The sequence below is a fragment of the Nocardia sp. NPDC052254 genome, assembly GCF_040679495.1.
Classification (GTDB): domain Bacteria; phylum Actinomycetota; class Actinomycetes; order Mycobacteriales; family Mycobacteriaceae; genus Nocardia.
The window spans coordinates 1-25,360 of sequence record NZ_JBFAUW010000015.1 but is presented as its reverse complement, the minus strand read 5'-3'; the positions used below and the strand labels follow the sequence as shown (position 1 = coordinate 25,360).

Sequence of the window (25,360 nt, the reverse complement as noted above, 5' to 3'; positions counted from 1 at the left end):
AGCCGCCGGCGGGCCGTTCAGCGGTCGTTTTCGACCGGTCCCGGGCATAGGGTGGACCGATGGAGATCACCGTTCGCCCCATCGTGGCATCGGAGGTGCGCGAGCTGGCGCGCGTACTGGCGCTGGCATTCGACGACGATCCGATGGTGCAGTGGTGCATCCCGGCCGATCGCGGCCGGCCACGGCGCGCGGCGCTGATGTTCGAGGCGCTGATCCGCCACCTCTACCTACCGCACGGAGCTGTCGACGCGGCATTCGACGCCGCGGGCCGCATCACCGGCGGGGCGGTCTGGTCACCACCGGGGACCTGGGATTCCGGGGTCACGCAAGTATTGCGGATGATGCCGTCACTGGCTCGCGCGTTCCGGCTGCGACTGGCGGCGGCGGGCCAGATGTCGGAGCGGATGGCACAGGCACACCCGCACGAGCCGCACTGGTATCTCGCGATCGTGGGTACCGACCCCGCCGCGCGCGGGCAGGGATACGGGCACGCACTGCTCGAACCCCGGCTCGCGCATTGCGACGAGATCGGCTCCCCCGCCTATCTGGAGTCCAGCAAGTTCAGCAATATCGCCTATTACGAGCGCTACGGTTTCGATCAGCGCGGCGAACTCGATGCCACCGCCGGCGGCCCGCTGCTGTGGCCGATGTGGCGTCAGTCCGCGACGTCGTAGGCTTGCGCCATCCACCGCACCGACGCCGGCGCGAAGATCAGCCCCAGGGTCACCAGCGCCAGCAGACCGACCGGAATTCCCAGCTCCAGCCGGTGTGAACTGAGCATGTACCAGGCTGCGGGCAGCAGCAGAATCTGCGCGATCACGACGATGGCCCGGCCCCAACGCCTACCCCGCAGCAGGCCGATCCCGGCCGCCAGCACCGCACCGGCGAGAATCACGAACCACGCGGCGGTCCCGTAGGCCGACTTGTCGTGCCCCGCAATCGCCAGCACGATCGCGATGATCACGCCGATCAGTCCCTCGAGCGTCGCCAGGGCACCCGCCCCGCGCACCGTGCCCGGGGTCGCCTCGGCCGCCTCGCCGGAGAGACCGGCGCCGGTGCTGTCGTCGTCCGCGTTCTGCTTCGCCACCCGCTCAGCGTATCGAGCGCGACGGCACCGGTGTCACCTCCGCCTGCGCTCCCGGCCGCCGCGGCTCAGTAGGCTGATCCGCGTGCGGACGCTGCTGATCGTGAATCCGAATGCCACCTCGACCACTCCGGCCACTCGCGATCTGCTCGCTCATGCGCTGGAGAGCCGCACACAGCTCATCGTCGCGCACACCCAGCATCGCGGCCACGCCGCCGAATTGGCGCAGTGGGCCACCGAGGCGGAGATGGATCTGATCGTCGTGCACGGCGGCGACGGCACGGTCAACGAGACCGTGAACGGATTCCTGCCGCTACCCGAGACCGGCGCGGGCACCGAATCGACTGCCGCGCAACGCTCCCCGGCGGTGGTACCGCGACTCGGAATCATTCCCGGCGGTTCGGCCAACGTGTTCGCGCGCTCGCTGGGGATCGCGCCGGATCCGGTGGCCGCGACCAATCAGCTGATCGATCTGCTGTCCCTCGACAGCGACCGCCCGGGCCATGGCGGCGACCGCCGGATCGGACTGATGGTCGCCGACGGCCGCTGGTGCGCCTTCACCGCGGGCGTCGGTCTCGACGCCGACGTGTGCGAGGCGATCGACCGCTCGCGGGCGGCCGGGCACGCCGCCACACCCGCACGCTATCTGCGAACCACGGTGCGGCAGTTCTTCCGGGCCAAACGTCGTGAGCCCGTGATCACCGTCCGGGTACCCGATCACCCACCGGTGCCGGACGTGCACTACGCCTTCGTGACCAACACGAGTCCGTGGACATATCTGGATCACCGTCCGGTCCGTACGAACCCCGGTACGACGTTCGAACGCGGCCTCGGCGTGTTCGCCATGCGAACCATGGGAGTGGCACCTACACTGTCGGTCGCCCGGCAACTGCTGACCGAGAATGGAGATCCGAAGGGGCGCAATTTGTTTCGCCTCGACGATGCGCCCACGGTCCGCATCGAGGCAGCTACCGAGGTCGGGCTGCAAATCGATGGCGATTTCATCGGCCGGCGCAACGTGGTGGATTTCACCTCCGTGCCCGAAGCACTCGAAGTGGTGGCTCCGAAGCCGGAATCGGTTCGACACAACTGAGAAACCTCGCAGTTGTGCTGCGAAAACCGGTACAAGCGAGTACAAAGGACTCCGCAGGCCCGGCTTTACAGGGCTTTAGAGCGTGAGCTTCCCCACGGTGCACCAAAAGGCTATTGACATCTACGGTGTTCGTGAAAGCATTCACAAGCAACCGTGCGGAAACATTCGAGTCGCACAAGTGAACGAACCACAAACCAGCGGCGCCTTGCGGCGCCCATGCAAAGGAGCAGAGGAATGGACTGGCGCCACAAGGCCATCTGTCGCGACGAGGACCCCGAGCTGTTCTTCCCGGTGGGTAACAGTGGTCCTGCGCTCGCGCAGATTGCCGATGCCAAGCTGGTCTGCGCCCGCTGCCCCGTAACCGCCGACTGCCTGTCCTGGGCTCTGTCCTCCGGACAGGATGCCGGCGTGTGGGGTGGCATGAGCGAAGACGAGCGCCGGGCGCTGAAGCGGCGTAACGCCCGCACCCGCACGCGCACTGTCGTCTGAGGCGACGCGCAGCGTTACCGGCCAAACGATCCTGCACAGCCCCGGCCCGTAACGCATTTCGGCCCGGCACCGGAAAGGTGCCGGGCTTCACTGTTTTCGAACCGGGTTGTTTCTCACACCGAATTTCTCGCAGCTGTTTCCGTTTTTCCGATTTACGCACGTTTATGAAGTGCGCCGGGACTTCGTCAGCGCGCGTTGCGGCGACCCAGTGGTACCCGCAATACAGCGTCGGTGCCGACATCGGCCCCGGGGTGCAAACCGATCGAACCACCGAGTTCCGCGGTCACCAGAGTGCGCACGATCTGCAGTCCCAGCCGGTCCGATCCCTCCAGGCTGAAACCTTCCGGCAAACCCCGGCCGTCATCGCTGATGATGACATCCAGCCAGCGTGCCGAACGCTCGGAACGTATTGTGACAGTGCCGTTCTCGCCGGCATCGAAGGCGTGCTCGATCGCGTTCTGCACCAGTTCGGTGAGCACCATCACCAACGGTGTCGCCCGCTCGGCGGAGAAGACACCGAGTGATCCCTCGCGACGCACCTTGATCCGCGCGGTGTGCACGGTCGCCACATCGGCCATGATCGGCAGCAGCCGATCCACCACCTCGTCGAGGTCGACCTCCTCGTCCACCGACATCGACAGCATCTCGTGCACCGATGCGATGGAGGTGACCCGGCGAACCGACTCGGTGAGCGCCACCCGGGCTTCCTCGTTCTCGGTGCGGCGGGCCTGCAGTCGCAGCAGGGCCGCGACGGTCTGCAGATTGTTCTTCACCCGATGGTGGATCTCGCGGATGGTGGCGTCCTTGGACAGCAACGCACGGTCGCGGCGCTTGACCTCGGTGACATCGCGGACCAGGACCGCCGCCCCGGCCAGTTCCCCGTGCGGGCGCAGCACCAGGGTGCGCAGCAGTACCGTGGCGCCGCGGGCCTCCACTTCCATCCGCCGCCCGGACTTGCCGGCCAGCGCGGCCTGGATGTCGGTGACCACCTCCTGGGCATCGAAGGGGTCGGTGATCAGCGATCGGGTCGACTGCGCCAGATCGTGTCCGGCCAGTTCACTCTGCAGGCCCATCCGGTGATAGGCCGACAGCGCGTTCGGGCTGGCGTAGACGACCAGACCGTCGGTGTCGAGCCGGATGAATCCATCCCCGGCCCGGGGACTGGAGTGCGAGCCCGTGCGATCCTCCAGGGTGGGGAAGGTGCCGTCGGCGATCATCTGACACAGGTCGTCGGCGCAGTTCATGTAGGCGTGCTCGAGGTTGCCGCCGACCGTGCGGCGTTGCAGTTCGGTATCGCGGCCGAGTACGGCGATGACATCGTTGCCGCAGCGCACCGGAATCCCCTCGCGGATGACCCGGGCGGGGCTGGGGTGATAGACACCGGTGGACTCCGCATCACCGTCGATGCGATCGATCTCGCCCGAGTTCAGGGCCTGGAAGATCTGCGGATGATCCTGACGGGAGGCCAGTGTGCCGACCAGATCGTCGGGTTGGACCGTCGCCGCGGTGGTGGGCCGGCACTGGGCCACACAGACGACATCGGCACCGTCGGGCACCGGCCCGACGCCGACCCACAGCTGCAGATCGGCGAAGGACAGATCCGCCAGCAGCTGCCAATCACCCACCACCCGTTGCAGGTGGTCGACCGCCGCACCGGGCAGGTCGGTGTGTTCGGCGAGTAGATCGCTGAGGGTCGACATTACGAGATGACCGCGATCAGATCGCCCTTCTGCAGCACATCGCCGGGCTTCACATTGATCGAGGCGACGGTGCCCGGTCCTTCGGCCACCACCGGGATCTCCATCTTCATCGATTCCAGGAGCACCAGGGTGTCGCCCTCGTGCACGGTCGCGCCCTCCTGGGCGACGATCTGGAAGACGGTCGACACCATCTCCGCGAGCACTTCCTCAGCCATGGCACCCTTCTCCGGTCGATCGGCGTATCCGCTGACGCTACAGCCAACCACACCGGCGGCCACAGCAATCCGCTCAGCTGGTGAATGCCTCGACCCCGAAGCGTCCCCAGGTCACGAACACCGCCGGCGCGAGGTGGACCCGATTCGCCGCCACCGCCTTCGGCTCTCTAGGGCGGCAGTGGCCGGCAGCGCGAGATCGGCCACAGCCGATACCCCGAACCGGCCGGTGCGACAACCACTTTCGCGGATCAGCGCCCGCTGACGCGCACCCAGGTGCTGTTGACCGCCGCGGTACCGGACAACGGATCCACCTGCGCCGGATCGTGCAGCAGATTCACATTCGCGCCCGGCAGCGAGGCCGCCACCCGCCAGCCCACACCGGGTTCGCGGTGCCCCCAGCCGTGCGGAATCGCGACGGTGCCGGGCCGGATCTCGTCACCGACCTCGAGTGTCACCACGATCGACCCGCTGGCCGAGGACACCGTGACCGCCTCACCGTCGGCGAGACCGCGCGACCCGGCGTCGGCGGGATGCATCAGGACGGTGCAGCGGTCACGGCCCTTGACCATCGCCGGAACGTTGTGCAACCAGGAGTTGTTGCTGCGCAGATGTCGTCGACCGATGAGACGCAGGTCGTAGCCGCCGGATCCGGCGGCCGGTGCGGCGGGCAGTTCGTCGAACAGCGTCGCGACCGCCTCGCGGAAGTCGGCCGGTGCGAGTGCGACCTTGCGATCGCGGGTGCCGATCAGCGATCGCAGGCGCGGGCGCAGCGGTCCCAGATCCACACCGCCGGGACGGTCACGCACCTTGGCGACGGTGAGCCCGGACCGGCCCCGGCGCAGTACGCCGTACGGTCCGGCCGCGACGGCGAGCGCCGTGAGCCGCAGCGGTGAGAGGCGTTCGAAGACCGCGTTCATGATCCGGCCGCTGATCCGGCGGGCCGGCAGCGGCACCAGCTCGGTGACCATCCGGGCCAGAATCTGCCAGTCCTCGAGCCCGTCGGCCGGTGGATCGAAGACCCGGGCGTCGTAGCGCAGGTTGTTGCGCACGCTGAACACCGGGAACAGCAGATTGACCTCGTCGCGTTCGAGCTGGGACACCGGCGGGAGCACGATGTCGGCGTGCCGGGTGGTCTCGGTGAGGTACATGTCCACGGCCACAAAGAAATCCAGTGATTCCAGGGCCGCGTCGAGACGGCCCGCCTGCGGCGTGGACAACACCGGATTGCCCGCATACGTGATCATCGCGCGGACCCGGCCGGGTCCCTCGGTCAGGATCTCGTCGGCCAGCGCCGCCACCGGCAACTCCGAGCGGAAGGATTTGTAGCGCCCGGACCGATCGGTCCACGCGCCGTGGCCCATCGGCAGGTACTTCCCGTATCGAGCCGCGTCCACCGGTGCGGTGGCGAACATCTGCCCGCCCGCGCGGTCCAGATTCCCGGTCACCGCATTGATCGCGTTGACCAGCCAGTGCACCAGTGTGCCGGTCACCTGCTGGCACACCCCGATCCGGGCGTACAGGACCGCCGTGCGCGCGGCCGCGTGCTCGCGGGCGAAGGTGCGGATCGTCTCGGCATCGATGCCCGCGTGCGGGGCCGCCAGCTCCGGTGTCCAGCGCGCGACCGTCTCCCGCAGTTCGTCCCAGCCCGAACACCGGGCCCGCACCGCGCGCTCGTCACACAGCTTCTCCTCGATCAGCACGTGCAGCACCGCGAGCAGCAGATGGACGTCACCGCCCGGGACGACCGCGAGATGCCGATCGGCCAGCCGCGCGGTCTCACTGCGCCGCGGGTCGACGACGACGACCCGGCCGCCGCGCTCGCGCACCCGCTTGATGCGCTGTCTGGCATTGGGCATGGTGGTGACCGAGCCGTTCGACACCGCCGGATTCGCGCCCAGGATCACCAGCCGATCGGTGCGGTCGATATCGGCGATCGGCATCAGCACATTGGACCCGAACATCCGCCAGGCGGCGAATTCCTGCGGGAACTGATCGATCGATGACGCCGAGTAGAAGTTGCGGGTCAGCAGCACCGCGCGCAGCAGTACCCCGTACATCACCGACGAGCTGTGCGCCGCCGGATTTCCCAGGTACATCCCGATCGCACTCGGACCGTGCGCCCGCCGGATCTGCCGCAGCCGCCGGCCGATCTCGGCGAATGCCGCGTCCCAGCCGATCGGTTCGAATCGGTCACCGACCCGCCGCATCGGGGTCCGCAATCGGTCGGGATCGTGGTGCAGGGCACCCATCGCGGTCGCCTTCGGGCAGATGTAGCCCTCCGACAGGACGTCGTCCGGATTCCCCTCGATCCGGACCACCCGATCCTCTTCGACGGTGACCCGGATTCCGCAGTGCGCCTCACAGAGCGTGCACTGTCGCGAAACGATGCGAGTACCCATGCCTCATCCTCTCCCGGCGGACATCTCGCAGCGTACCGGTGGCGCGGACAGCGGTACAGCCCCGCGAAACCCGCTCAGCGGTCGCGAATCTCGTACAGCAGCGCGCGGCCGTCGCGTACCACCGTGCGGACCGACTGGCGATAGACCGTCAGGGCGCCATCGGGGCGATACTCCTCGACATCCACATCGAAAAGGCTGGACTCCCGCGTCACGATGTGGACGCAGTAGGTGGTGCCGACCGGGATCTGGGTATCGATCGCCTGCTGAAGCCCCGCGGCGTCGGCGACGTTGACGGTGTCCCGGGCGACGAAGCCCTGGGCACGCTCGCCACTGCGGGCGGTGTAGTACGAGTACTCGAAGCCGAGAATCGCCCCCGGACCGTCGACGGTTCCGCCTACCCCGTTACCGACGGTGGTGCCGTCATGGGTCCCGGCCGGACACGGGGGGATCTGCGGGCCGCGCGCCGCGGTGGTCACGGCGGCCGACGAGGTGGCCGACGCCGCCACCGCGGGGTTGCCGGATTCGGGACGCGCGGTCACGACGACGGTCGTGACGATCCCGGCGACCACGGCCACCACCGCGACCGCCAGTGCGCAACCGACGATCCAACGCCTGCGCGCACCGGGCCGGTGCGGGCGCCGCGGCCTGGTATCGAGGGCAAGTTGGATGGCGTCCGGATCGATGGCCCATTCCGGGTGTTCGGGCGCGCGCCGCACGATCCGCGGCGGTGTGTCCGCGGGCCGGGATTCACGTGATCGATACGGCGGCGGTGGCGGCGCCGAAAGCCAGTCACCCGAACTCACCGGCGGGCCGAACGGCTGCGATGTGTCCTTGTGCGGCGGCCGATCGGAGTCAGAACCCATCACATCCCTCACGCCCGAATTGTCCCGGCGAGAAGACGATGCCAGCACCGTCGCCACCGCACAACACGGCACACCTCCCGGACTCGGGAGCGTGGGCCCTGCCCACGATCGGCGGAACGCTCCGGCAAACTCCCCGGATCATCGGAGCCGAGCGATCCCGCGCCGGCGAACCGGCCTCCGGGCAACCAGGGAGATATCGATACCGTCGCAACTTCATCGATTCATTGTTATAGGCAATTGATATTACTGAATGGAATCCGTCCCGGCGCACCCGTCCGGCCCCCGGCGGCCGCGCCCCACCCGGAGAGCCGGGCGCGATCGGCGCATCGATATCACTCGTCACCGGACAATTATTTCCGAAGACAAAAGAAAATGCCTCCCGAAATCATTTGCACGGACCCCGGCTTCGCTCTCGGACCGAACGGTAGACTCCGCTGGAGGAAGAATTGCCGAGCAGGAGCAGCAATGACGAAGAAGACGGTCCGCGCGGCGGGCAGCGGACTGCGCATCACCGCCGAACAACTGGCACCCCGAGATGCGGTATTCGTCTATGACGAATTCGACCGCCATCCGTCGAATATCGTCGCGGCATATGTCTTCGAGAGCCCGAGCGGCCCGATCAGCCGCGCTCAGGTTCGCGCCTGGATGCGGGAGCGACTCGGCTGTTCACCACTGTTCCACCGCCGACTCGAACGACTGCCCGGTGACCTCGATCTGCCCTACTGGGTGCCCGACTCCGAGTTCGATATCGACGATCACGTGACACTCGAGGGGCGGGCACCACAGTCCTGGCCGGCCGTGCGCGATCGGATGGCCGAGATCGCCGGTGCCCGTATGGATCTCACCCGGCCGCCGTGGGAACTGCACGTCTTCGACGGCGTCACCGGCTTTCCCGATACCTCCGCACCGGTGGCGGTCGTGGTGCTGAAGTTCCATCACAGTGTCGGCGACGGCGTGGCCACGCGGGAGCTCGAGCTGAAGCTGTTCGGCACCGACGGCGAACATCCCCCGCTGCTCGCCGTCGAGGACGGCTGGTCGGCATCCGGCGCGGCGGTGCGCGCCGCCGCGGTCCTGCCCTATCGGTGCGCGCGGTTCGTGGGCGGCGTGCTTCGCACCCGCGCCGCGGCCGGCACCGTGCGCGCCCGGGTCGCCGACGACCTGCTGCATGAGCCCGAATCATTGCGCCCGGCAACGCGTTTCAACAGCCGGATCACCCCGGCTCTCATCTTCGATCTGGTCACCGTGCCGCTGTCGGAGGTCCGCGCCGCGAAGGAGGCGTTCACCGAGCGCGTCACGATCAACGATCTGCTGCTCACTGTCGTCGCCGGCGCGCTGCGGACCTACCTGGCCGAACGCGACGAGGTGCCGGCCGCGACGCTGGCGGCCATGGTGCCGATCTCGATGCGCGGTATCGCGCAGTGGAATTCGGCCAACCAGCTGTGCCAGATGTCGGTGGATCTGCACACCGACCTGCACGACCCGGTCTCCCGGCTGCGCGCGATCCGTGGTTCGGCCGAGCGGGAGAAACAGCGCTACCGCGACGATGCGGTGATCGTGCGCGAGGGGCGGATGCAGACCTCACCGTCGTGGCTGTTGCGGCTGGCCGGCTGGGCCCGCTCGCAGCGGGCATTCGACCAGGTCGACACCGTGCCGCTGACCAACACCACGATCAGCAATGTGCCACCGGTCGCGACGCGTCTGGAATTCCTCGGCGCACCGGCGGTCACCGTCTTCGGCGTGCTGCCGATCATGGACGGCGACGGACTCCGCCATCTGATCACCTCACAGGGCGACCAGCTGGTGATCGCCTTCAGCTCCGATGCCGCGATGCTGCCCGATCCGCAACACTACGGCGATCTGCTGGTGCGGTCGCTGCGCGAACTCACCGCCGCGATCCGGGCCGAGCGCCTGGTGATTCACAGCGAAGGCGAACAGCGGTCAGTGGGCGCCGAGTGACGCCGACATCATCGGCCAGGATTTGTGCAGGTCGTCCTGCCAATAACCCCACGAGTGGGTGCCCGCCGGATGGAAGTTGTAGGTGATGTTGGTGCGCCCCAGGGCCTGTGTGCGCTCGGCGAGTTTGGCGGTGCAGTAGTTGGCCGCGGATTCGATCCCGCCACCGAGCACCACCTGGTTGGCGAGGACCCGGCTGTCGTCGCGTACTCCGGGATCGCCGAGGGTGTCGTGCCGGCCGGGCAGCCCACTGCCGCTGGAGATGTACATCGGAATATCCGGCAGCCGGTCCGCGTGCAGGTAGGGATCGTGCTCCTGCCAGCCGGCACCGCCGGTCGGGCCCCACATGTTCTGCGGATCACCCTTGCCGAGACCGACGACCAGCGAGACGAACGACTGGCCCAGCGGATCGCTGGTCATCGCGCATCCGCTGTAGGCGGCCACACTGCGGTAGAGCTTCGGCGCCCGGATCGCCAGATCCAGCACCGACGTCCCGGCCATGGAGATCCCGGCCAGTGCGTTGGCTCCGGTGGTGTGCAGGGCCGAATCGATCACGGGCGGAAGCTCTTCGGTGAGGAAGGTCGCCCACATGTTCCGGCCGTTGTTCTTCAGTTTGTTCGCCAGGCCCTCGTCGGGTCGCTCCCAGTCGGTGTAATAGCTGAACGCACCTTCCATCGGGACCACGACGTCGACCTGTTTGTCGGCGAAGAAGTCCGAGGCATCGGTCTGCTTCAGCCAGGTCGCGGCGTCCTCGCCACCACCGGCCCCGTTGAGCAGATACAGCGTGGGCGCCGGCGCCGCGGTATCGGCGGCCCGCAGGACCTGCAGCGGTATCACCCGGTCCATCGACGGTGAGTAGACGCCGAATTGGACGATCCGTCCCGGGCCTGGGGTTTCGCTGACGATCCGGGCCACGGGCGCGGCCGCGGCCGGGGGCGCGACGACAGCCCAGAGCAGAGCCGCTGCCACCACATACGCAAACACATGAGCGACCCCGCGCACCGCACCGGTCACCTTGCCGCCGAACAACACCATCGCCCTCACACCACCGTGGCTCACGAACGCACCGTGGGGGCACACTCGATGAGCGAGTGTGCCCCCACGGTCGACAACTGGATTACTTACCGGCGGCCGGAGTGCCACCACTGAGAGTGATGAGCGCATTCACGATATTGGTGCCGATGGGGGCCGCACTCCCAACGCCCTGACCGAGAATATCGACGAGCGATCCCATATTGTTCTCCTAAATTTCTCGTGCAACGGAATTCCACGCCGGAAATCCCGAAGGTCGAACCAAGTTCTGAGCGTCTACTTGACGATGTTCCCGAGCGAACCGAGGAATACATCCCACAGCCCGTCACCCGCTACAGCAGAACCCAGCGCCGGAATCAACGCCGTGATCACGTCAGTCAACGAACCCATTGACGAATCTCCTTTGTGAGCATGTTCGATCACTCTCAGCCGCCGGAATCGCGCCTGAGAGTACAAAGGTCACGGTCCGGTATCGACAGTGACGCAGGCAACATATCAAGCGCCCAGTTTTCAAGCAAGCTGTTCCTCTAAATATATGACCGGCAGTAACACTGAAGAGTAGCTAACTTACAGCTACCATGTGCCCGCGCAGCCCTGCGCGGCCGAATCGGACACATCACTCGGCACCGCAACCCTTCGTCGAGTTGCCTTGCTCCGCAATACTTTTCACTTCCGGTCGGAAGCATCACGGAACGTCTGCCGCTCGGCCCGGGCAACGGCCGCGATCGCCTGGTCGGGGTCACAACCCCTTCGTTTCCCTAGGAAAATTTCTTCGGCGGGATCTCGCCACCCCCGCCGGGCGCGCAGAAATCGGGCAAACATCACCTTTCGCGACCGGTTCGCCTACCGCGCCACCGGTGTGCGATGATCGTGCCGAAGAGCCCGGCCGGTCGTCGGATCCATTGTCCGGCGACCGAAGTCGTTCCCCCCGTTGGCTTTTCCTGGTCGAAAGACCCAGTGCAAGTGCTCGACCCGCTGATGCACGCCGGGCCGTTCGCTCCTCGGGAGCGGTGCTGTCGCCGCAGGTTTGCCACGTCCGACAATCGGTTCGTCGTCGGCGTCGGTCGCATCGGCCGCTAGTCGGATTCCGATCGAACGTCGAAAGGACCTTGGCACGTGACATACCCGGATACCCCCGCGGCACCCGCCACACCCCACTGGCCGGCGGGCCGCCGGTCGTGACGGCAGCGGACGAGATCCTCGAACTGACCGACGACTTCTACCAGGACCCGCATGCGATCTACCGGGAGCTGCGCGCGCGTGGCCCGATCCATCGCATCCGGATCGACGGGGTGCTCGGCCGGCTGGTGGTCGATCACGAGGTGGCCAAACAGGCCTTCATGGAGCCCGGCATCAGCAAGAAGATCGGCTCGCCGCAGGGCCAGGAGGTGTTGGCACGCAACGGCGCCGCCGACATGTTCAACGGTGCCATCAACGACAACATGCTCTTCTCGGATCCGCCACAGCACACCCGGCTGCGCAAGCTGGTCACCAAGGCCTTCACCGGTCGCGCGGTCCGTGAGCTGGGACCGCGGATCACCGCGATCGCCGATGAACTGCTCGACGAGATGAGCGGCCGTACCCAGGTGGACATGCTCGACGCCTACGCCTTCCCGCTGCCGATCGCGGTGATCTGTGAATTGCTGGGCGTACCGGACGACGACAAGGACGACTTCCGTGCCTGGACGGCGGTGGTCGTCGACGATTCCGCGCCGATCGAGGAGCGCACCACCGCGGGTATCGCCTTCTTCACCTACATGACGAAGCTGATCGCCGCCCGTACCGACAGCCCGGGCGAGGATCTGCTGTCGGAGCTGATCGTCGCCAAGGAGGACGGGGATCGGCTCGACCAGAGCGAGCTGATCTCGATGCTGTTGCTGCTGCTGGCCGCGGGGCACGAAACCACGGTCAATCTCATCGGCAACGCGGTCCACGAGATGCTGCGCGATCCCGGTATCGCCGCGCGGCTGCGAGCCGACCGCACGGCCGTGCCCGCCTATGTGGAGGAGGTGCTGCGCAGTCAGGGCCCGATCCATCTGGCGACCGCCCGCTACACCACCCGCCCGATCGTCCTGGGCGGCCAGGAGATCGATGCCGGGGAATTCGTGATGATCTCGCTGGCGGCGACCAACCGCGATCCGGCCCGCTTCGAGCAGGCCGGCCGGATCGACATCGATCGGGAGGACAAGCGGCACATCGCCTTCGGCCACGGCATCCACTTCTGCCTGGGCGCCGCCCTGGCTCGCATGGAGGCCACCGTCGCGATCACCCGGCTGCTGGAACGGATTCCGGCGCTGTCCCTCGACCCCGGAGCGGGTGCGCCGACCTGGCGCAAGAGTCTGCTGATCCGCGGCCTGGAAACCCTGCCGGTGAGCCTGGTTCCGGCCGATCAGCCGGAGCGCGAGCTCTCCGCCGTCTGAGACATGAGCGCCGGGCGGGGCCATCGCCGCCGCCCGGCGACATCGTCACAGCGCTTGCGCACCAAAATATCTCAGCGTTCGCGTACCACGATGACCGGACATTCGGCCGACTGCAGCAACGCATGACCGGTGGAACCCAGCAGCATGCCGGTGAAACCACCTCGACCGTGACTGCCGATCACGACCAGCTGTGCGTGCTCGGACTCGGCGAGCAGGGCGCGCGCGGGCCGGTCGGCCCAGACCACCGGCCGCACCTCGACATCCGGATACTGCTCACGCCAGCCGGCGAGGCTCTCCGAGAGCGCGGCGCGTTCGGAGTCGCGCAGGGTGTCCCAGCCGGCGACCGCCACCTCGGGCAGACTGATATCGCTCCAGGTGTGCACGGCGATCAGCGGCACCTTCCGCCGCGACGCCTCGTCGAAGGCCACCCCGATCGCGGGCACACTGTTGTCGGTGCCGTCCACACCGACCACCACCGGTTTCGCGGCGGTCACCACATCGGTGGCGGAATTGCCGGGCACCACCGTCACCGGGCAGCGGGCCCGCTGCACCACCGCCGAACTCACCGAGCCCAGTAGCGCCCGTCGCACCGCACCGCGGCCACGGCTGCCGACGACCAGCCGATACGCCTGCTCCGATCGAGCGACGAGGGTCGGAATGATGGGATCGAAGACCAGTTCGGTGCGAATCTCGGGCGGACCACTCACCAGTCCGGCGATCCTGCGGGCCTCGGTGATGATGCGTTCACCGTCCTCGCGAATCCAGTCCGCGCCGCCCGCCCACACCTCCGCGCCGAAGCTCGCGGGCAGCGTCGCGGAGGTGATGATGTCGAGGCGGCGACCGTGCAATGTCGCATCGACCGCGGCCCATGCCACCGCTTGATTGGAGATCTCGGAGCCGTCGGCGGCGACCACGATGGGCATATCGGGCGACTCCTCGCCCCGGACGGCGGCGGATTCCTCGGTCATGGACGATTCCCTTCGGTTCGGCCTGCGGGTCTCGGCACCGAGGCTACCGGCGCCACGTGATCAGAGCATCGCACGTTTCGGATGAACCGTCCCGGACCGGCGCACCGGGATGCGCTCCAGCACACCACCGGCGAAAAGGTCGTAGAGCGGGAGCGTCTCGAGGTGGGTGTATCCGATGTGGCAGTCGCACACCGCAAGCGGACAGGGCCGCGGGCGCAGCGCCGCCCGGTAGGAACCGTCATACAGATTGCCGATCACCTCGGGCACGAAATGGCAGCGGCGGACGGTGCCTTCACCATCGACCGATATCACCGATTCCCCGGTGCGACACGGTGATCCGGCGGAGCGGTGCGGATACCGGCTGTAGCCGAAATGCGGATCGAGTGCGGTCCAGCGGGCCGCCTCGGCATCGGTCAGGTCGTATCCCTCGGGAGCGTTCACCCACAGATAGACGTGCTCGGGCAGATCGGCGCGCAATCGCAACGCGGGCTCGTGATGCTCCGGCAGTCCGACCACGCCGACGCTGAACCGGATCCCCCGGCGAGCCAGATCCGCACATTTGCCGATGAACCGCTCATAGGGGGTCTGCCCCGGATGGTAGGTGCACCACAGCGCGACCACATCCGGATCGGCCGCCGCGAGCCAGTCGGTGCGGCAGCTCAGATTCGTCTGGATCGCGACCCGGCCGACGGTGGGCAGCCGCGACAGATCCACCAGCGCCCGGCGATACCAGGACCGCACCAGACCCTCGCCCCACGGGGTGAACAGAATCGAGAGCCGATCCTCGTGCTGGTCACCGGCCCATGCGACGAACCGTTCCACGGCGGCGCGATCGGCGCGCAACTGCTCGCGGCTGTCCCGGCGCTTCGCGAAAGGGCAATAGGGACAGTCGAAATCGCACGAGGACAGCGGACCTCGATAGAGAATGCTCAGATCCATCCGATCATCTCGGCTCGTAGGCGGCCATGGCCGCGCGGACCGCGGGTGAGAACAGCCGTGGGCCCAGGGCATCGGAATACGCCAGCCCCTCGGCACTCAGGCGCAGCAGATCCGGGCCGGTGCCGCAATCGAGCCAGCCGCGCTCGGCGAATTCGGCGAATTCGACCGGGAAATGCTCGACCGGACCGGCACCGAACCGGTCGCGGTAGGCGCGGACATCCATCCCCTCGGCCCGCAGCAGCGACTGCAGCAGATGCCGGCGCCGCGCCTCGTCGGCGTCGATGCGCCGGCCCACCGGCGGATGTCCGAAATCCGCTGTCCGCGTGTAGGCGTCGATGATGCCGCGGACCTCACGCATATCCACCGCGTAATCGAACGAGTAGTGCAGTCCGGCCGTGTAGGAGCGCGCACCGCAGCCGAGCCCGACCATGCCGTCGGTCTGGCAGGCATGGTCGGCGAACTCCGATCCCGGCGGTTCGTGGGTGGCGCCCGGACGCCGGAACATGCGCATCGACACCTGCTCGTACCCGTTGGCCAGCAGATGATCCCGGCCGCAGGCGTACAACCGCAGCCGCTGCGTATCCCAGTCCTCGTCGCCGCCGGTTCCGGACGCCGAGCGGCCGAGTCCGGTCAGGGGACGCACGTAGAGCGGGTACAGGTACAGCTCCTCGGGCCGCCAGGCCAGCGCCGCGTCCAGGGAGTACCGCCAGCTCCGCTCGGTCTGGCCGTCGATACCGTAGATGAGGTCGATATTGAGGATCGGCACGCCCGCCGCGCGAATCCGGTCCAGCGCGCCGTCGACCTCGCCACGATGCTGTGGCCGGACCGCGGCACGGGCCTCCGATGCCACGAAACTCTGTACACCGATGCTGATCCGGGTGGCCCCGCGCTCGGCGAGCACCCCCAGCCGGTCGGCGGTGGCGGTACCCGGTGAGGTCTCGACCGACAGCGGGATCGCGCGCAGATCCGCACCCGTGCGCAGCTCCGCGATATCGCACAACCGCTCCAGCTCGGCGGCCGACAGATAGGTGGGGGTGCCACCACCGAACGCGGCGGCCGCGAACCCGATCGGCCGGTCCCCCAGCGCATCGCGCACGGCGACGGCCTGCCGCTCCAGCGCGTCGAGATATCGGGTGGTCAGCTCGTCGGGTGCGCCGATACGAGTGAACAGATTGCAGAATCCGCAGCGGAATTCACAGAACGGGATGTGCGCGTACAGCGACAGCGCGTCCGCGGGTTCACCGGCCCACAGCTCGCGCAGGTCGAGACCGCCGGTGAGCGGACGGTAGGCCGTCTTGTGCGGATAGCCGTAGACATAGTTCCGATACGGCCGGGTGTGCGGGAGTGCGGTCATCGGGATGCCTCGAGAAAGAACTGAGCGTAGGGCACGGTCCAGACCGATTCGTGGCCCAGCCGGTGGCCGGTGAAACCGTCGTCGCCGTAGGCGGTGCCGTGATCGGAGCACACGATGGCGAAGCAGCGGCGGCGACTGCTCGCCGCCGCGAACAGCCGCCCGATATGGCGGTCGATGTATTCCAGTGCGGCGGCGTGGGTTTCGCGGGTGTCACCGGATTCGCGGGTGGCGCCCGGCAGATGGAACCAATTCGGCTGATGCAGCGCCGAGACGTTGACGAACAACAGCAGCCGCTGCTCGGATGGTGTTTCCGCGACGACCTGTTCGGCCCGATCGATCTGAGCCTCGAACGAGGCCGGCGCCGTGACGGAGAACTCCGGCTCCCAATGGCTGTCCTGGAACAACCCGGGCAGCACGCTGCCCATCGGGCCGCGCTTGTCGAAGAAGCCGACGCCGCCGATGCAGACGGTGCGATATCCACGCTCGGCCAGCCCCGTCACCAGATCCGGGGAGTCGTAGACGAAGGTGCGGCTCGCGGTCGTCTCACTGCCGTCGAAACGCGCGGCGAACAATCGCGGATGCGGACCGGGAGTCGCCGGGGTCGGCAGGAATCCGGCGAAGATCGCGTGATGCGAGGCATAGGTGAAACTGCCTGGTGCGTGCCGTTTCTCCCATCGGCCACCAGGCAGGTGGCGGACGAGGTTGGGCAGGCGGCCGGCGGCGGCGAGCTCGGCGGCCACGTCGTAGCGCAACGTGTCGAGGGTGATCAGCAGCAGATCGTCGCGGCCGACGATCTCGTTCATATCGGGTCGGTCCGGCTCAGGCATGGACAGCGTGCTCACCTTCGATCGGCCGGTATCGCCGCAGGATCGCGGCGACCTGCGCATCGTAGGTGTCGCCCGCGGCACCGCTGCCGGGCAGTGCGGGCAGACCGGGGAGCAGATCGCCGAAGGCGTTCACCTCGCCGACCACGAACCGCCGCCAGCCGACACCGGGCAGGACATCGACACCCACCCGGGAGAAGCGGGGGAAGCAGGCCGCGGCGCGCTCGGCGAGTTCCAGCACCTCCGACCAGCGGCCGCCGGCCTGTTCGGTCGTGGTTCGGGCCAGGTCCAGATCGCCCCGGGCACCGCCGAGGTGCAGATTCGTCATCGGGCCGGTACCGGTCCGTACCACCGCGTGGGTGGCCCGCCCGCCGACCACCACGATCCGCAGATCGGCACTGCGCCCGTGCTGGGATGCCTTGGGATGCCAGCGCTCCACATGCAGACCGTCGGGTGCCAGCGCATCGATGATCGCGGCGACCTCGGTCTCGGTGCGGTACTGCCGCACTCGCAACGAATTGTGCAGTCGGCCGGCGTCGAGTGCGACCGAGGTCGTGGCCTGGATCCGGCCGGAGCCGGCGGTCTGCAGTGCCAGCACCCCCGAGGCCGAGGATCCGTGTGCGAGTTTGACGAAGGCGCGCCGCAGCCCCGCCGCATCGAGCAGGTCGTGTAGCCCGGCCCAGCCCTCGATCGGCGTGGTCACCCCCGAGGTCGGCGAGAACGGCACCGGCACACCCGAGGCACGCAGCAGGGCGTGGCAGCGTCGCTTGTCGAACAACACCGCCAGATCATCGGGATCGTCGAGAAGTGTTGCACCACAGTGGGATACCCGAACCGCCAGGGATCTCGCCGCGGCGGTGAAGCGGCCGTACCAGCGCGCGGTCCCTTCTACCCGGGTGGAATCGGGGACGCCGCGCAGCAGCCGATCGAGCACCGGATCCTCACCCGGTGATTCACAGCGGACAAGCTCCCCGGGCGCGAAATCCACACGGCCCGAGACGATGTCACGCCAGGCGACCACCCGGGCGGCGGGCATTCCCGCCCGCCGCAGCGCATCCTGGAACAGCGAAACCCGCCGGTTGCCCGCGACGCCCGCCACCGCGAGACGTAACGGCCCGTGATCGTTCATTCCGCCACGGCGGTGTAGCGTTCCTCCTGCTCACCGGTCTCGCTCTCGCATTCGGAGAGATCCACCTCGACGCCGGGCAGCGCGGCGAGCAACCGCGCGCGCATGGGTTCGCCGATGAAATGGTGATGCAGGTCGAGGGTTTTCAGATGGGTCAGCGGCTGACCGCCGAGCAGGGCCTCGACCCCCTCGTCACCGAGTGTGCCCATGGACAGATCCAGTGCTGTCAGCTGCGGCACCACCGGTGCGGACGCGAAGGCCGCGGCGATCTCGTCCTGGATCTCACTGTTGCGCAACGCGAGTGAGCGCAGCTTGGGCAGCCGGGTGCCCTGCAGCAATGGTTCCATATCGGCGATCGTGGCATTTCCGCCGTACCAGGAGGTGCCCAGCCAGATGTCGAGATGTTCCAGTTCCGGGAAATCACTGGCCGCGATACCACGTACCACTTCACCGTCGAGACCGCCGGTCTGCACCACGAGCGAACGCAGGGCGGCGTGCCGGATCGGCGGGAAGGCGAGCGACTCACCGCCGCGCACACCGAATTCCACGAGCTGATCGAATGCGGCCAGCAACCGGGTCACATCGGACTGGTTGATCCAGGAGATCTCGCTCTCCTCGAAGGTGACATCGCCCAGGAACACCGCGCGCAGCCCGGTGAATCGCGCACGGACCGCGAGCAGTTCGTCGATGACCGCCGCCGAACTCTGGTCGTACATCTCGCCCCAGACGCCGATCACCAGGGCGCGCACACCGGCCGGGTCCACAGCCCCGAGGAATCGGGCGAAGGTCTCCGCCCAGCTCTCGTCACCCTCCCCGAACGGATCGGCGGAGATGCGCCAGGCGACCTCACCCGCGGCGGGTGGCTCGCCGGCCGTTTCGGCATCGGGGAACTCGTGCACCGGCAGTCCGTGCCAGGTCTCGAGATGGTCGGAAACGGTCATGTGGGTGGCTCCGTGAACGCGAGAGTCGATCAGATGTCAGCAGCTTTCTACCAAGTCGCACCGACAGCCGCGAGTGCGGCCCGGACCGCGTGATCGACCGGGCCGGAGCTGTCGGACCCGATCGCTATCTTCGATGCCACGACCGGCGCACGGAGTGCCGGTCCAGGAGGGAAGACTCGTGTTTCGACAGGGAGACGTGCTGATCGTGCCGATGGCCGAACAGTCGGTGCCGCAGGCGGTCACCGAGGCCCCCGGGAAGCCGCGCGATGCCCGCGGCCGCATGGTGCTGGCACTCGGCGAGGTCACCGGGCACGCGCATGCGATCGTCGCTCCGGGCCGGTTGATCCACACCGGCGGTGACGGCGCCGTGCTGCATCTGCCCGAGGGCGGGCGCCTGGTCCACGAGGAGCATGCCGCGATCGGCCTGCCGAAGGGCTGGTACCGGGTGGTGCGGCAGCGTGAATACCTGCCGGGCGCGGTACGAGTGGTGGCGGACTGACTCATGGAAGGCACCGGAGTACAGCAACTTTCCGACTGGCGCGCGGTGGCGACCGCGGTGGGACCGGCCGATCGAGCGGTGACCGAAGCCGGGGTGCGCGCGGCCTACCGCGAGGCGGGTCTCCCCGAGCCCGACCACATCGTGTGGGTGCCGTCCCCGCTCGCCGCGGTCGCGGCGATCCGCGCCCTCGACGATGCGGGAATCGCGGTGCGCGAACGCATCCGGACCGCACCATGGGCCGCGGCGCGGCAACGGATGCACGACGAGCTCGGCGCCGGTGGATGGGCCGCCCACTGGCGGGCCACCGGCGCGCCGATGTGGGACATCACCCGTGCGTTGGCGGATCGGTTGCGCGACGCCGTGGTTGCGCAGGTGGTGACCGTCGATCCGGCCGATCGCCCGGCCCGGATCGCGGCCGAACGCGAGCTTCGCGGTCTGCTCCTCGACGCCGTACTCGGCCAGCAGGACGCGCCCTGGCTGGCCGCCTTCGGCGACTCCGCGACGGAACTCGGCGGTCTGAAGACCGTGGCCCGCACCGCGGGCTGGTGGTGGCCGTACGAGCGGGTCGCGGTGGTCAGCGAACGGCCGGTCCGGTTGCGCCGCGACGAAGCCGGGCGGCTGCACAGCGACGACGGCCCGGCGGTGGCCTTCGCCGACGGTTTCGCCCTGCACGCCTGGCGCGGTATGCCGGTACCCGCCGGCTTCTTCGCCGAACTCGGCACCCTGACCGCCGAGCGCATCCGCACCGAGGAGAACGCCGAACTGCGGCGTGTGCTGCTCGAGCACTACGGCTACGATCGCTATCTCGCCGAATCCGGCGCCGAGCCCATCGACCGCGACGAGTCCGGAATCCTCTGGCGCATAACACTTCCCGACGATGAGGACGTCGTCATGGTCGAGGTCGTCAATTCCACCCCGGAGCCCGACGGCACCCATCGCACCTACTGGCTGCGGGTGCCGCCGACCATTCGCACCGCAACCGCCGGTGTGGCCTGGACCTTCGGTCTGGACGCGGCGGAGTACCGGCCGCTGCGGCAGACCTGAGCTCCCGCGCACCGTGTCACGGCGGCTACTTCCCCGAATAGATCTCGCGCATCGTCTCCCCCATGATGCCGACGGCCTTCTTGCGAGGCAGCCACCGCGACAGCAGCAGGCCACTGAACCTGTTGGCACGACCCGGAATGACCGACGGCTGCTTACCGAGTGCGGCCAGGCCCGCGGCGACCACCGGGCCGACCGGCATCACCTTCGGTGAGCGGCGAATCTGCCGCGGCGCGTCCGCCCGGTACCCGGGTGTGTCGGTCGGCCCGGGGATGACCGCGACGACGTCGACACCCTGCGAACGCCATTCGTCCCACAGGGTTTCGGCGAGGTTGAGGGTGAGCGCCTTGGTGCCCGCGTACGAGCCGTACATGGGCGTACCGATCAGTCCCGACATCGAGCTGAGCAGTACCACAGCACCGTGGCCGCGTTCGATCATCGGCGGGGTGAATCGGTGCAGGACGGTCATCATCGCGATCACGTTGATGTCGACCACCTCGAGATGGCGCTCCAGCGGCGTGTCCAGCCACCGGCCGCAGACCGAGAGCCCGGCGTTGTACACGATCATCCCGAGCTCGACGTCGTCGACCAGCCGCGCCACCGATTCCAGTACGTCGGCGTCGGTGATGTCACCGGTGATCGCCTGCGTCCGCACGCCGTAGCGCTGCGCCACCTCCGTTGCGAGCGTGTCGAGTTCGTCCTTCTCCAGCGCGACCATGATCAGGTCGAGGCCGCGTTCGGCGAGCTGCCGGCAGAATTCGGCCCCCAACCCGACCGCGGCACCCACCACCAGCGCCCACGGGCCGTATCGCTGCGGATAGCTCATGTGTACTCCTCGACGATCAGAAACGAATGCGCGTCCGATCATCGCATCGGCGGTGGCGGATGTCCGCGCCGAATACCGGTGTGGAGTGGTGCGGCCGGACCGGCGGCCCAGCGAGCCGAATCAGGCGGTGCGCGCGGGCAGATGCTCCCAGCCGCGGACCGTCGAGGTCGGCGACAATCGCGCGGCGGACATGTCGACCTCCCACTCCGGGAACCGCTTCAGGATCTCCTCGAGGGCGATCCGGCCCTCCAGCCGCGCCAGCGCCGACCCCAGGCAGAAGTGGGTTCCGACGCTGAAGGCCAGGTGCGGCTGCGGTGCGCGGGTGATGTCGAAAACGTCACCGTCGGGCGCGAATTGGCGATGGTCGCGGTTGGCGGCGCCGACCAGGAACATCATCACCGAGCCCTCCGGCACCTTCTGCCCGTGGTACTCGACCTCGCGGGCGACGTAGCGGCAAGCGTGCGGCGCGGGAGATTCGTAGCGCAGCAACTCCTCGATGGCCTGCGGAATCAGCGCCGGGTTCTCCACCAGCATGCGTCGCTGATCCGGATGCTCGGCGAGTACCTTTCCGGTCCAGCCGATCAGTCGCGTGGTGGTCTCGTTACCGGCGCCCGCCACCACGCTCACATACATCAGCAGTTCGTCGCGGCTCAGTTTGCGCTCGGTGCCGGTCTCGTCGACGAATTCGACATTGAGCAGTTCGGTCATGATGTCGTCGGAGGGATGTTCGACGCGCCAGTCGATATAGGGCCCGAAGATGTCACCGGAGTCCATCCCCTCGGAAGCGGCCTTCATCTGCCCGCCCTCCTCGGTGCGCATCTGCTCGTTGGCGAAGTCCCGGATCGCTTCCTGATCCTCCTCCGGAATGCCCAGCAGCATGCTGATGGTGCGCATCGGCATCTGCGCGCCGAGATCGTCGATGAAGTCGATCTTCCCGGTGCCGATGAGCGGATCCAGGCTGGCCGCGCAGAAATCGCGGACCTTGGCCTCCAGTGCCGCGATCTTGCGCGGGGTGAACATCCGCGACAGCAGCTTGCGATGGATGGTGTGCACCGGCGGGTCCTCGAAAAGCAGGACGCCGGAGGGTATCTCGATATTCGCCTTGATCAGCTCCAGGATCGCGCCGCGACCGGAGATGAAGGTGTCCTTGTCGATCAGGCCCGCGTTGACATCGGCGAATCGACTCAGCAGGTAGAAATCGTGCTGCTCGTTGTAGTAGAGCGGCATCTCCTCGCGGAGCCGCTTGAACATGGGATAGGGATCGGCATTGAGTTCGACGTCGTACGGGTCGTAGTGGACATCGCTGGCCGCGCTGATGGTCACTGATTCACCTCTTGCGGGACTGATCCGGATTGCGGCTGCGCCGCGGACTCGACGCAGGCAGGCGACCGCCGACCTCGCGTCATGGCGCCTCCCTCCACCGTGAGAGAAGAATATTCTCGAAATTAGTCAATGACAATCCCCCCGAACACGGCCGGATCCCGCAATATCCACAGCAAATGCTGCCAGTCGCAGGTAGAGTACTGTTCTCAGTGCGCGGAAATATTGTTCTCGCAGGCCTGCCCTGCCACCGGCTCGACGAACGGAGCACGCAGCGATGTCCGGTAATCAGCTGTCACCGCCGGATGACACCGACGGCGATCTCCTGCTCGCCGCCGAAGCCGCCGAAGCCGAAGCAGAAGCCGCCGAAGCGACGGCCACGGCGGCCCGTGCGCGAGCCCGGGCCGCCCAGTTACGCCACCGCGCGGCCGCGGCCGGCACCGGCGGCCGGGCGTCGAGCGCGAACACCGGAGAAGCGGCACCAGGCGAAGCCGATACGCCGACGAGCGATGTTCCCGCCGTCACCGCCCCGGCCGACGAGACCACCACACCCGAGCCGGCCCCGGCCGCCGCGTCTGCCGCCGGGGGCGCAGCCACGGCGACATCCGAATCCGTGGTCTCGGCCGATGTCGGCGACGAGCCCGCCGACTCCGGGCGCGACGACCGCAAGCAGCGCTTGCGCCGCCTCGGAATCGCGCTGCCGCACATCACCTGCCGCGCCGCGGGGGTGACGGTGGCCGCGGTGGTGTTGTGCGCGGGTCTGGGCAGCAGCGGTTATCTCCTGTGGCACCACCACGACGTCACCGCGCAACAGCATCGGGAGGCCGAGTTCGTCGCCGCGGCCCGCCAGGGCGTGACGAGCCTGACCTCCCTGGACTTCAATCACGCCGCCGACGATGTCAAACGGGTCCTCGACGACTCGACCGGCACGTTCCGCGACGACTTCCGCACCCGGGCCGATGATTTCGCGAAAGTGATCCAGCAGTCCCAGGTCGCCACCGAGGGTCATGTGAACTCCGCCGCCGTACAGTCGATGACCGGGGATTCGGCCGTGGTCCTGGTCGCGGCGACCTCGAAGGTCACCAATTCCGCAGGGGCGAAACAGGAACCGCGCGCATGGCGGCTCAGTGTCACCGTGGAGCGAGTCGACGGACAGCTCAAGATGTCGAAGGTGGAGTTCGTACCGTGAGCACAGCAACCGAATCCGAGAACCGCGACGCGACCGACGACGCCGCACCGACGACCGACGGCGCCGAATCCTGTTCCGCCGGCACCGAATCCACCGGCACCCACTCCGCGAGCACCGGGCGCACCCGCACGGCCCTGTCCTGGATCCGCCGGCATCGCGCGGGTCTCGGGATCGGCGCGATCGGCACCCTCACCGTGGCCGCGGTGGCCACCGCGGCCAGCCTGTACTTCACCCAGTACCGCACCGATCAGCAGACCGACGACAGTGCCGCGCGAGCGGTCGGCGCGGCCGCGTCGAACGGCTCCGTCGCCATCCTGTCCTACGCGCCCGAGAGCCTGGACCGCGATCTCACCAATGCCAAATCCTTTCTCACCGGCGATTTCGCCACCTACTACGGCCAGTTCACCGATCAGGTGGTGGCACCGGCGGCCAAGGACAAGGCGGTGAAGACCTCCGCCGTTGTGGTGCGATCGGCGGTCCAGGAGATGCATCCGGATTCCGCGGTGGTGCTGGTGTTCATCAACCAGACCACGACCACGAAGGACAAGCCCGATCCGTCGATGACCTCGAGCAGCGTCAAGGTGTCGCTGCGCGAGGTCGGCGGCAAATGGTTGATCTCCGCCTTCGACCCGGTGTGATCTGGCTGTATCTTCTGCGTCGCCGTATTTTCTGCGTCGGCTCCGCCGACGCGGGGTTTCGGCCCCCTGGGCCTCGATTCTTCCCTTCTCCGCTCCTCCGCTCCGGCAGTCCAGAATCGAGGCGGGCCGAAACCCACCCGGGTGCACTGTCTTGTAAGCGTTTACGAGACAGCGCGCCTGGACCGAGCTCGGCGCAGGAGGGTTCCGCTCGGACAGCGGATCTCACCCGCGCCGACGCCCATGTCGGGCGTCCACAGACGTGCTCGAATAGCCGACAACAGGCGCGAAAGACGACACCCCCACACAAGGCACCCCCGCACGCACAAAGCGTTTCCGAGGAAGTGCTACCCGGGTGGGTTCGCGGCCGTCTCGCCGTTCGGGTGCCGCTGCGCAAGCGACGAAGGAGCAAGCAGCCGGTCGAATTCAGGCGTCAGCGTCGCGGTGCGG

General features: G+C 67.8%; 23 protein-coding genes. 9 read left to right on the top strand and 14 right to left on the bottom strand.

Translation table 11 applies throughout. The annotated features are described in order from the left end of the window. The first annotated feature begins 59 nt into the window (after positions 1-59). On the top strand, positions 60-674 hold the full coding sequence (locus AB0L57_RS27770) for a GNAT family N-acetyltransferase (RefSeq protein WP_364968121.1): 615 nt from the start codon (positions 60-62) through the stop codon (positions 672-674). Here AB0L57_RS27770 and AB0L57_RS27765 read toward each other — a convergent pair. Next, positions 656-1,087 (bottom strand): hypothetical protein, encoded by a 432-nt coding sequence (locus tag AB0L57_RS27765; protein WP_364968118.1) that lies wholly within the window; start codon positions 1,085-1,087, stop codon positions 656-658. The genes AB0L57_RS27770 and AB0L57_RS27765 overlap by 19 nt on opposite strands. A gap of 82 nt (positions 1,088-1,169) precedes the next feature. On the opposite strand from AB0L57_RS27765, the gene AB0L57_RS27760 reads away from it, so the two are divergent. Both AB0L57_RS27760 and AB0L57_RS27755 read left to right on the top strand, forming a co-directional pair. Next, a complete protein-coding gene (locus AB0L57_RS27760; protein WP_364968116.1) occupies positions 1,170-2,177 on the top strand; it encodes a diacylglycerol kinase family protein in 1,008 nt (335 codons plus the stop codon). 234 nt (positions 2,178-2,411) lie between these two features. Beyond that, the gene (locus AB0L57_RS27755) at positions 2,412-2,666 is read left to right on the top strand and encodes a WhiB family transcriptional regulator (RefSeq protein ID WP_025347717.1); all 255 of its coding nucleotides are present in this window, start codon (positions 2,412-2,414) and stop codon (positions 2,664-2,666) included. Between the two features lie 185 nt (positions 2,667-2,851). Here the strand turns inward: AB0L57_RS27755 and AB0L57_RS27750 are convergent, their stop codons facing one another. From AB0L57_RS27750 to AB0L57_RS27735, 4 genes are all read right to left on the bottom strand, one after another. Further along, entirely contained in the window at positions 2,852-4,366 is a 1,515-nt protein-coding gene (locus tag AB0L57_RS27750) for a histidine kinase N-terminal domain-containing protein (RefSeq protein ID WP_364968113.1), read from the bottom strand. Beyond that, positions 4,366-4,581, bottom strand: coding sequence for a biotin/lipoyl-binding carrier protein (locus tag AB0L57_RS27745; protein ID WP_364968111.1), 216 nt, complete (start codon positions 4,579-4,581; stop codon positions 4,366-4,368). The genes AB0L57_RS27750 and AB0L57_RS27745 overlap by 1 nt, the downstream gene beginning before the upstream one ends. 248 nt (positions 4,582-4,829) lie before the next feature. Beyond that, complete coding sequence (locus AB0L57_RS27740) at positions 4,830-6,980, bottom strand: molybdopterin oxidoreductase family protein (RefSeq protein WP_364968109.1); 2,151 nt, start codon at positions 6,978-6,980, stop codon at positions 4,830-4,832. A 74-nt stretch (positions 6,981-7,054) separates the two neighbouring features. Further along, positions 7,055-7,843, bottom strand: a complete 789-nt coding sequence (locus AB0L57_RS27735) for a hypothetical protein (protein ID WP_364968106.1) — start codon at positions 7,841-7,843, stop codon at positions 7,055-7,057. Positions 7,844-8,308: 465 nt separating this feature from the next. Here AB0L57_RS27735 and AB0L57_RS27730 point away from each other — a divergent pair, with 465 nt between their 5' ends. Beyond that, a complete protein-coding gene (locus AB0L57_RS27730) occupies positions 8,309-9,799 on the top strand; it encodes a wax ester/triacylglycerol synthase family O-acyltransferase (protein WP_364968105.1) in 1,491 nt (496 codons plus the stop codon). On the opposite strand, the gene AB0L57_RS27725 is transcribed toward AB0L57_RS27730, so the two are convergent. Further along, positions 9,782-10,855, bottom strand: coding sequence for an alpha/beta hydrolase family protein (locus AB0L57_RS27725; RefSeq protein ID WP_364968103.1), 1,074 nt, complete (start codon positions 10,853-10,855; stop codon positions 9,782-9,784). The genes AB0L57_RS27730 and AB0L57_RS27725 overlap by 18 nt on opposite strands. A 1,082-nt stretch (positions 10,856-11,937) precedes the next feature. On the opposite strand from AB0L57_RS27725, the gene AB0L57_RS27720 reads away from it, so the two are divergent. After that, complete coding sequence (locus AB0L57_RS27720) at positions 11,938-13,248, top strand: cytochrome P450 (RefSeq protein ID WP_364968100.1); 1,311 nt, start codon at positions 11,938-11,940, stop codon at positions 13,246-13,248. 71 nt (positions 13,249-13,319) lie between these two features. Here AB0L57_RS27720 and AB0L57_RS27715 read toward each other — a convergent pair whose 3' ends face one another. Genes AB0L57_RS27715 through AB0L57_RS27690 form a run of 6 tightly spaced genes read right to left on the bottom strand, consistent with a single transcriptional unit; the run spans position 13,320 to position 19,400 of the window. Next, positions 13,320-14,216, bottom strand: a complete 897-nt coding sequence (locus tag AB0L57_RS27715; protein WP_364968098.1) for a universal stress protein — start codon at positions 14,214-14,216, stop codon at positions 13,320-13,322. Positions 14,217-14,276: 60 nt separating this feature from the next. Then, complete coding sequence (locus tag AB0L57_RS27710) at positions 14,277-15,155, bottom strand: STM4011 family radical SAM protein (protein WP_364968095.1); 879 nt, start codon at positions 15,153-15,155, stop codon at positions 14,277-14,279. Between the two features lie 4 nt (positions 15,156-15,159). Further along, positions 15,160-16,509, bottom strand: a complete 1,350-nt coding sequence (locus AB0L57_RS27705) for an STM4012 family radical SAM protein (protein ID WP_364968092.1) — start codon at positions 16,507-16,509, stop codon at positions 15,160-15,162. After that, entirely contained in the window at positions 16,506-17,336 is an 831-nt protein-coding gene (locus tag AB0L57_RS27700) for an STM4013/SEN3800 family hydrolase (RefSeq protein WP_364968090.1), read from the bottom strand. The genes AB0L57_RS27705 and AB0L57_RS27700 overlap by 4 nt, the downstream gene beginning before the upstream one ends. Beyond that, positions 17,329-18,462, bottom strand: a complete 1,134-nt coding sequence (locus tag AB0L57_RS27695; protein WP_364968087.1) for an STM4014 family protein — start codon at positions 18,460-18,462, stop codon at positions 17,329-17,331. Before AB0L57_RS27695 ends, AB0L57_RS27700 begins: the two co-directional genes overlap by 8 nt. Further along, positions 18,459-19,400: an STM4015 family protein gene (locus AB0L57_RS27690; RefSeq protein WP_364968084.1), complete on the bottom strand. Its 942-nt coding sequence runs from the start codon at positions 19,398-19,400 to the stop codon at positions 18,459-18,461. Before AB0L57_RS27690 ends, AB0L57_RS27695 begins: the two co-directional genes overlap by 4 nt. A 178-nt stretch (positions 19,401-19,578) precedes the next feature. Between AB0L57_RS27690 and AB0L57_RS27685 the strand changes: the two genes are divergently transcribed. After that, the gene (locus AB0L57_RS27685; RefSeq protein WP_364968081.1) at positions 19,579-19,899 is read left to right on the top strand and encodes a hypothetical protein; all 321 of its coding nucleotides are present in this window, start codon (positions 19,579-19,581) and stop codon (positions 19,897-19,899) included. Positions 19,900-19,902: 3 nt separating this feature from the next. Continuing rightward, entirely contained in the window at positions 19,903-20,943 is a 1,041-nt protein-coding gene (locus tag AB0L57_RS27680; RefSeq protein WP_364968078.1) for a DUF6745 domain-containing protein, read from the top strand. Positions 20,944-20,968: 25 nt separating this feature from the next. On the opposite strand, the gene AB0L57_RS27675 is transcribed toward AB0L57_RS27680, so the two are convergent. Both AB0L57_RS27675 and AB0L57_RS27670 read right to left on the bottom strand, forming a co-directional pair. After that, the gene (locus AB0L57_RS27675) at positions 20,969-21,766 is read right to left on the bottom strand and encodes an SDR family NAD(P)-dependent oxidoreductase (protein ID WP_364968075.1); all 798 of its coding nucleotides are present in this window, start codon (positions 21,764-21,766) and stop codon (positions 20,969-20,971) included. A gap of 120 nt (positions 21,767-21,886) precedes the next feature. Next, positions 21,887-23,089 carry a cytochrome P450 gene (locus AB0L57_RS27670; RefSeq protein ID WP_364968073.1) on the bottom strand — a complete coding sequence of 401 codons (1,203 nt, stop codon included), beginning with the start codon at positions 23,087-23,089 and terminating at the stop codon, positions 21,887-21,889. 274 nt (positions 23,090-23,363) lie between these two features. Between AB0L57_RS27670 and AB0L57_RS27665 the strand changes: the two genes are divergently transcribed. Continuing rightward, a complete protein-coding gene (locus tag AB0L57_RS27665; protein WP_364968071.1) occupies positions 23,364-24,275 on the top strand; it encodes a hypothetical protein in 912 nt (303 codons plus the stop codon). Further along, complete coding sequence (locus AB0L57_RS27660; RefSeq protein ID WP_364968069.1) at positions 24,272-24,913, top strand: twin-arginine translocation pathway signal; 642 nt, start codon at positions 24,272-24,274, stop codon at positions 24,911-24,913. Before AB0L57_RS27665 ends, AB0L57_RS27660 begins: the two co-directional genes overlap by 4 nt. Positions 24,914-25,360 lie beyond the last annotated feature (447 nt).

Bases quoted from the DNA above. Each gene is read 5' to 3' on its own strand.
- AB0L57_RS27735 (WP_364968106.1), bottom strand. From the start codon at position 7,843: ATGGGTTCTGACTCCGATCGGCCGCCGCACAAGGACACATCGCAGCCG.
- AB0L57_RS27770 (WP_364968121.1), top strand. From the start codon at position 60: ATGGAGATCACCGTTCGCCCCATCGTGGCATCGGAGGTGCGCGAGCTG.
- AB0L57_RS27730 (WP_364968105.1), top strand. From the start codon at position 8,309: ATGACGAAGAAGACGGTCCGCGCGGCGGGCAGCGGACTGCGCATCACC.
- AB0L57_RS27750 (WP_364968113.1), bottom strand. From the start codon at position 4,366: ATGTCGACCCTCAGCGATCTACTCGCCGAACACACCGACCTGCCCGGT.
- AB0L57_RS27740 (WP_364968109.1), bottom strand. From the start codon at position 6,980: ATGGGTACTCGCATCGTTTCGCGACAGTGCACGCTCTGTGAGGCGCAC.
- AB0L57_RS27690 (WP_364968084.1), bottom strand. From the start codon at position 19,400: ATGACCGTTTCCGACCATCTCGAGACCTGGCACGGACTGCCGGTGCAC.
- AB0L57_RS27710 (WP_364968095.1), bottom strand. From the start codon at position 15,155: ATGGATCTGAGCATTCTCTATCGAGGTCCGCTGTCCTCGTGCGATTTC.
- AB0L57_RS27695 (WP_364968087.1), bottom strand. From the start codon at position 18,462: ATGAACGATCACGGGCCGTTACGTCTCGCGGTGGCGGGCGTCGCGGGC.
- AB0L57_RS27680 (WP_364968078.1), top strand. From the start codon at position 19,903: ATGGAAGGCACCGGAGTACAGCAACTTTCCGACTGGCGCGCGGTGGCG.
- AB0L57_RS27745 (WP_364968111.1), bottom strand. From the start codon at position 4,581: ATGGCTGAGGAAGTGCTCGCGGAGATGGTGTCGACCGTCTTCCAGATC.
- AB0L57_RS27715 (WP_364968098.1), bottom strand. From the start codon at position 14,216: ATGACCGAGGAATCCGCCGCCGTCCGGGGCGAGGAGTCGCCCGATATG.
- AB0L57_RS27665 (WP_364968071.1), top strand. From the start codon at position 23,364: ATGTCCGGTAATCAGCTGTCACCGCCGGATGACACCGACGGCGATCTC.
- AB0L57_RS27755 (WP_025347717.1), top strand. From the start codon at position 2,412: ATGGACTGGCGCCACAAGGCCATCTGTCGCGACGAGGACCCCGAGCTG.
- AB0L57_RS27700 (WP_364968090.1), bottom strand. From the start codon at position 17,336: ATGCCTGAGCCGGACCGACCCGATATGAACGAGATCGTCGGCCGCGAC.
- AB0L57_RS27705 (WP_364968092.1), bottom strand. From the start codon at position 16,509: ATGACCGCACTCCCGCACACCCGGCCGTATCGGAACTATGTCTACGGC.
- AB0L57_RS27675 (WP_364968075.1), bottom strand. From the start codon at position 21,766: ATGAGCTATCCGCAGCGATACGGCCCGTGGGCGCTGGTGGTGGGTGCC.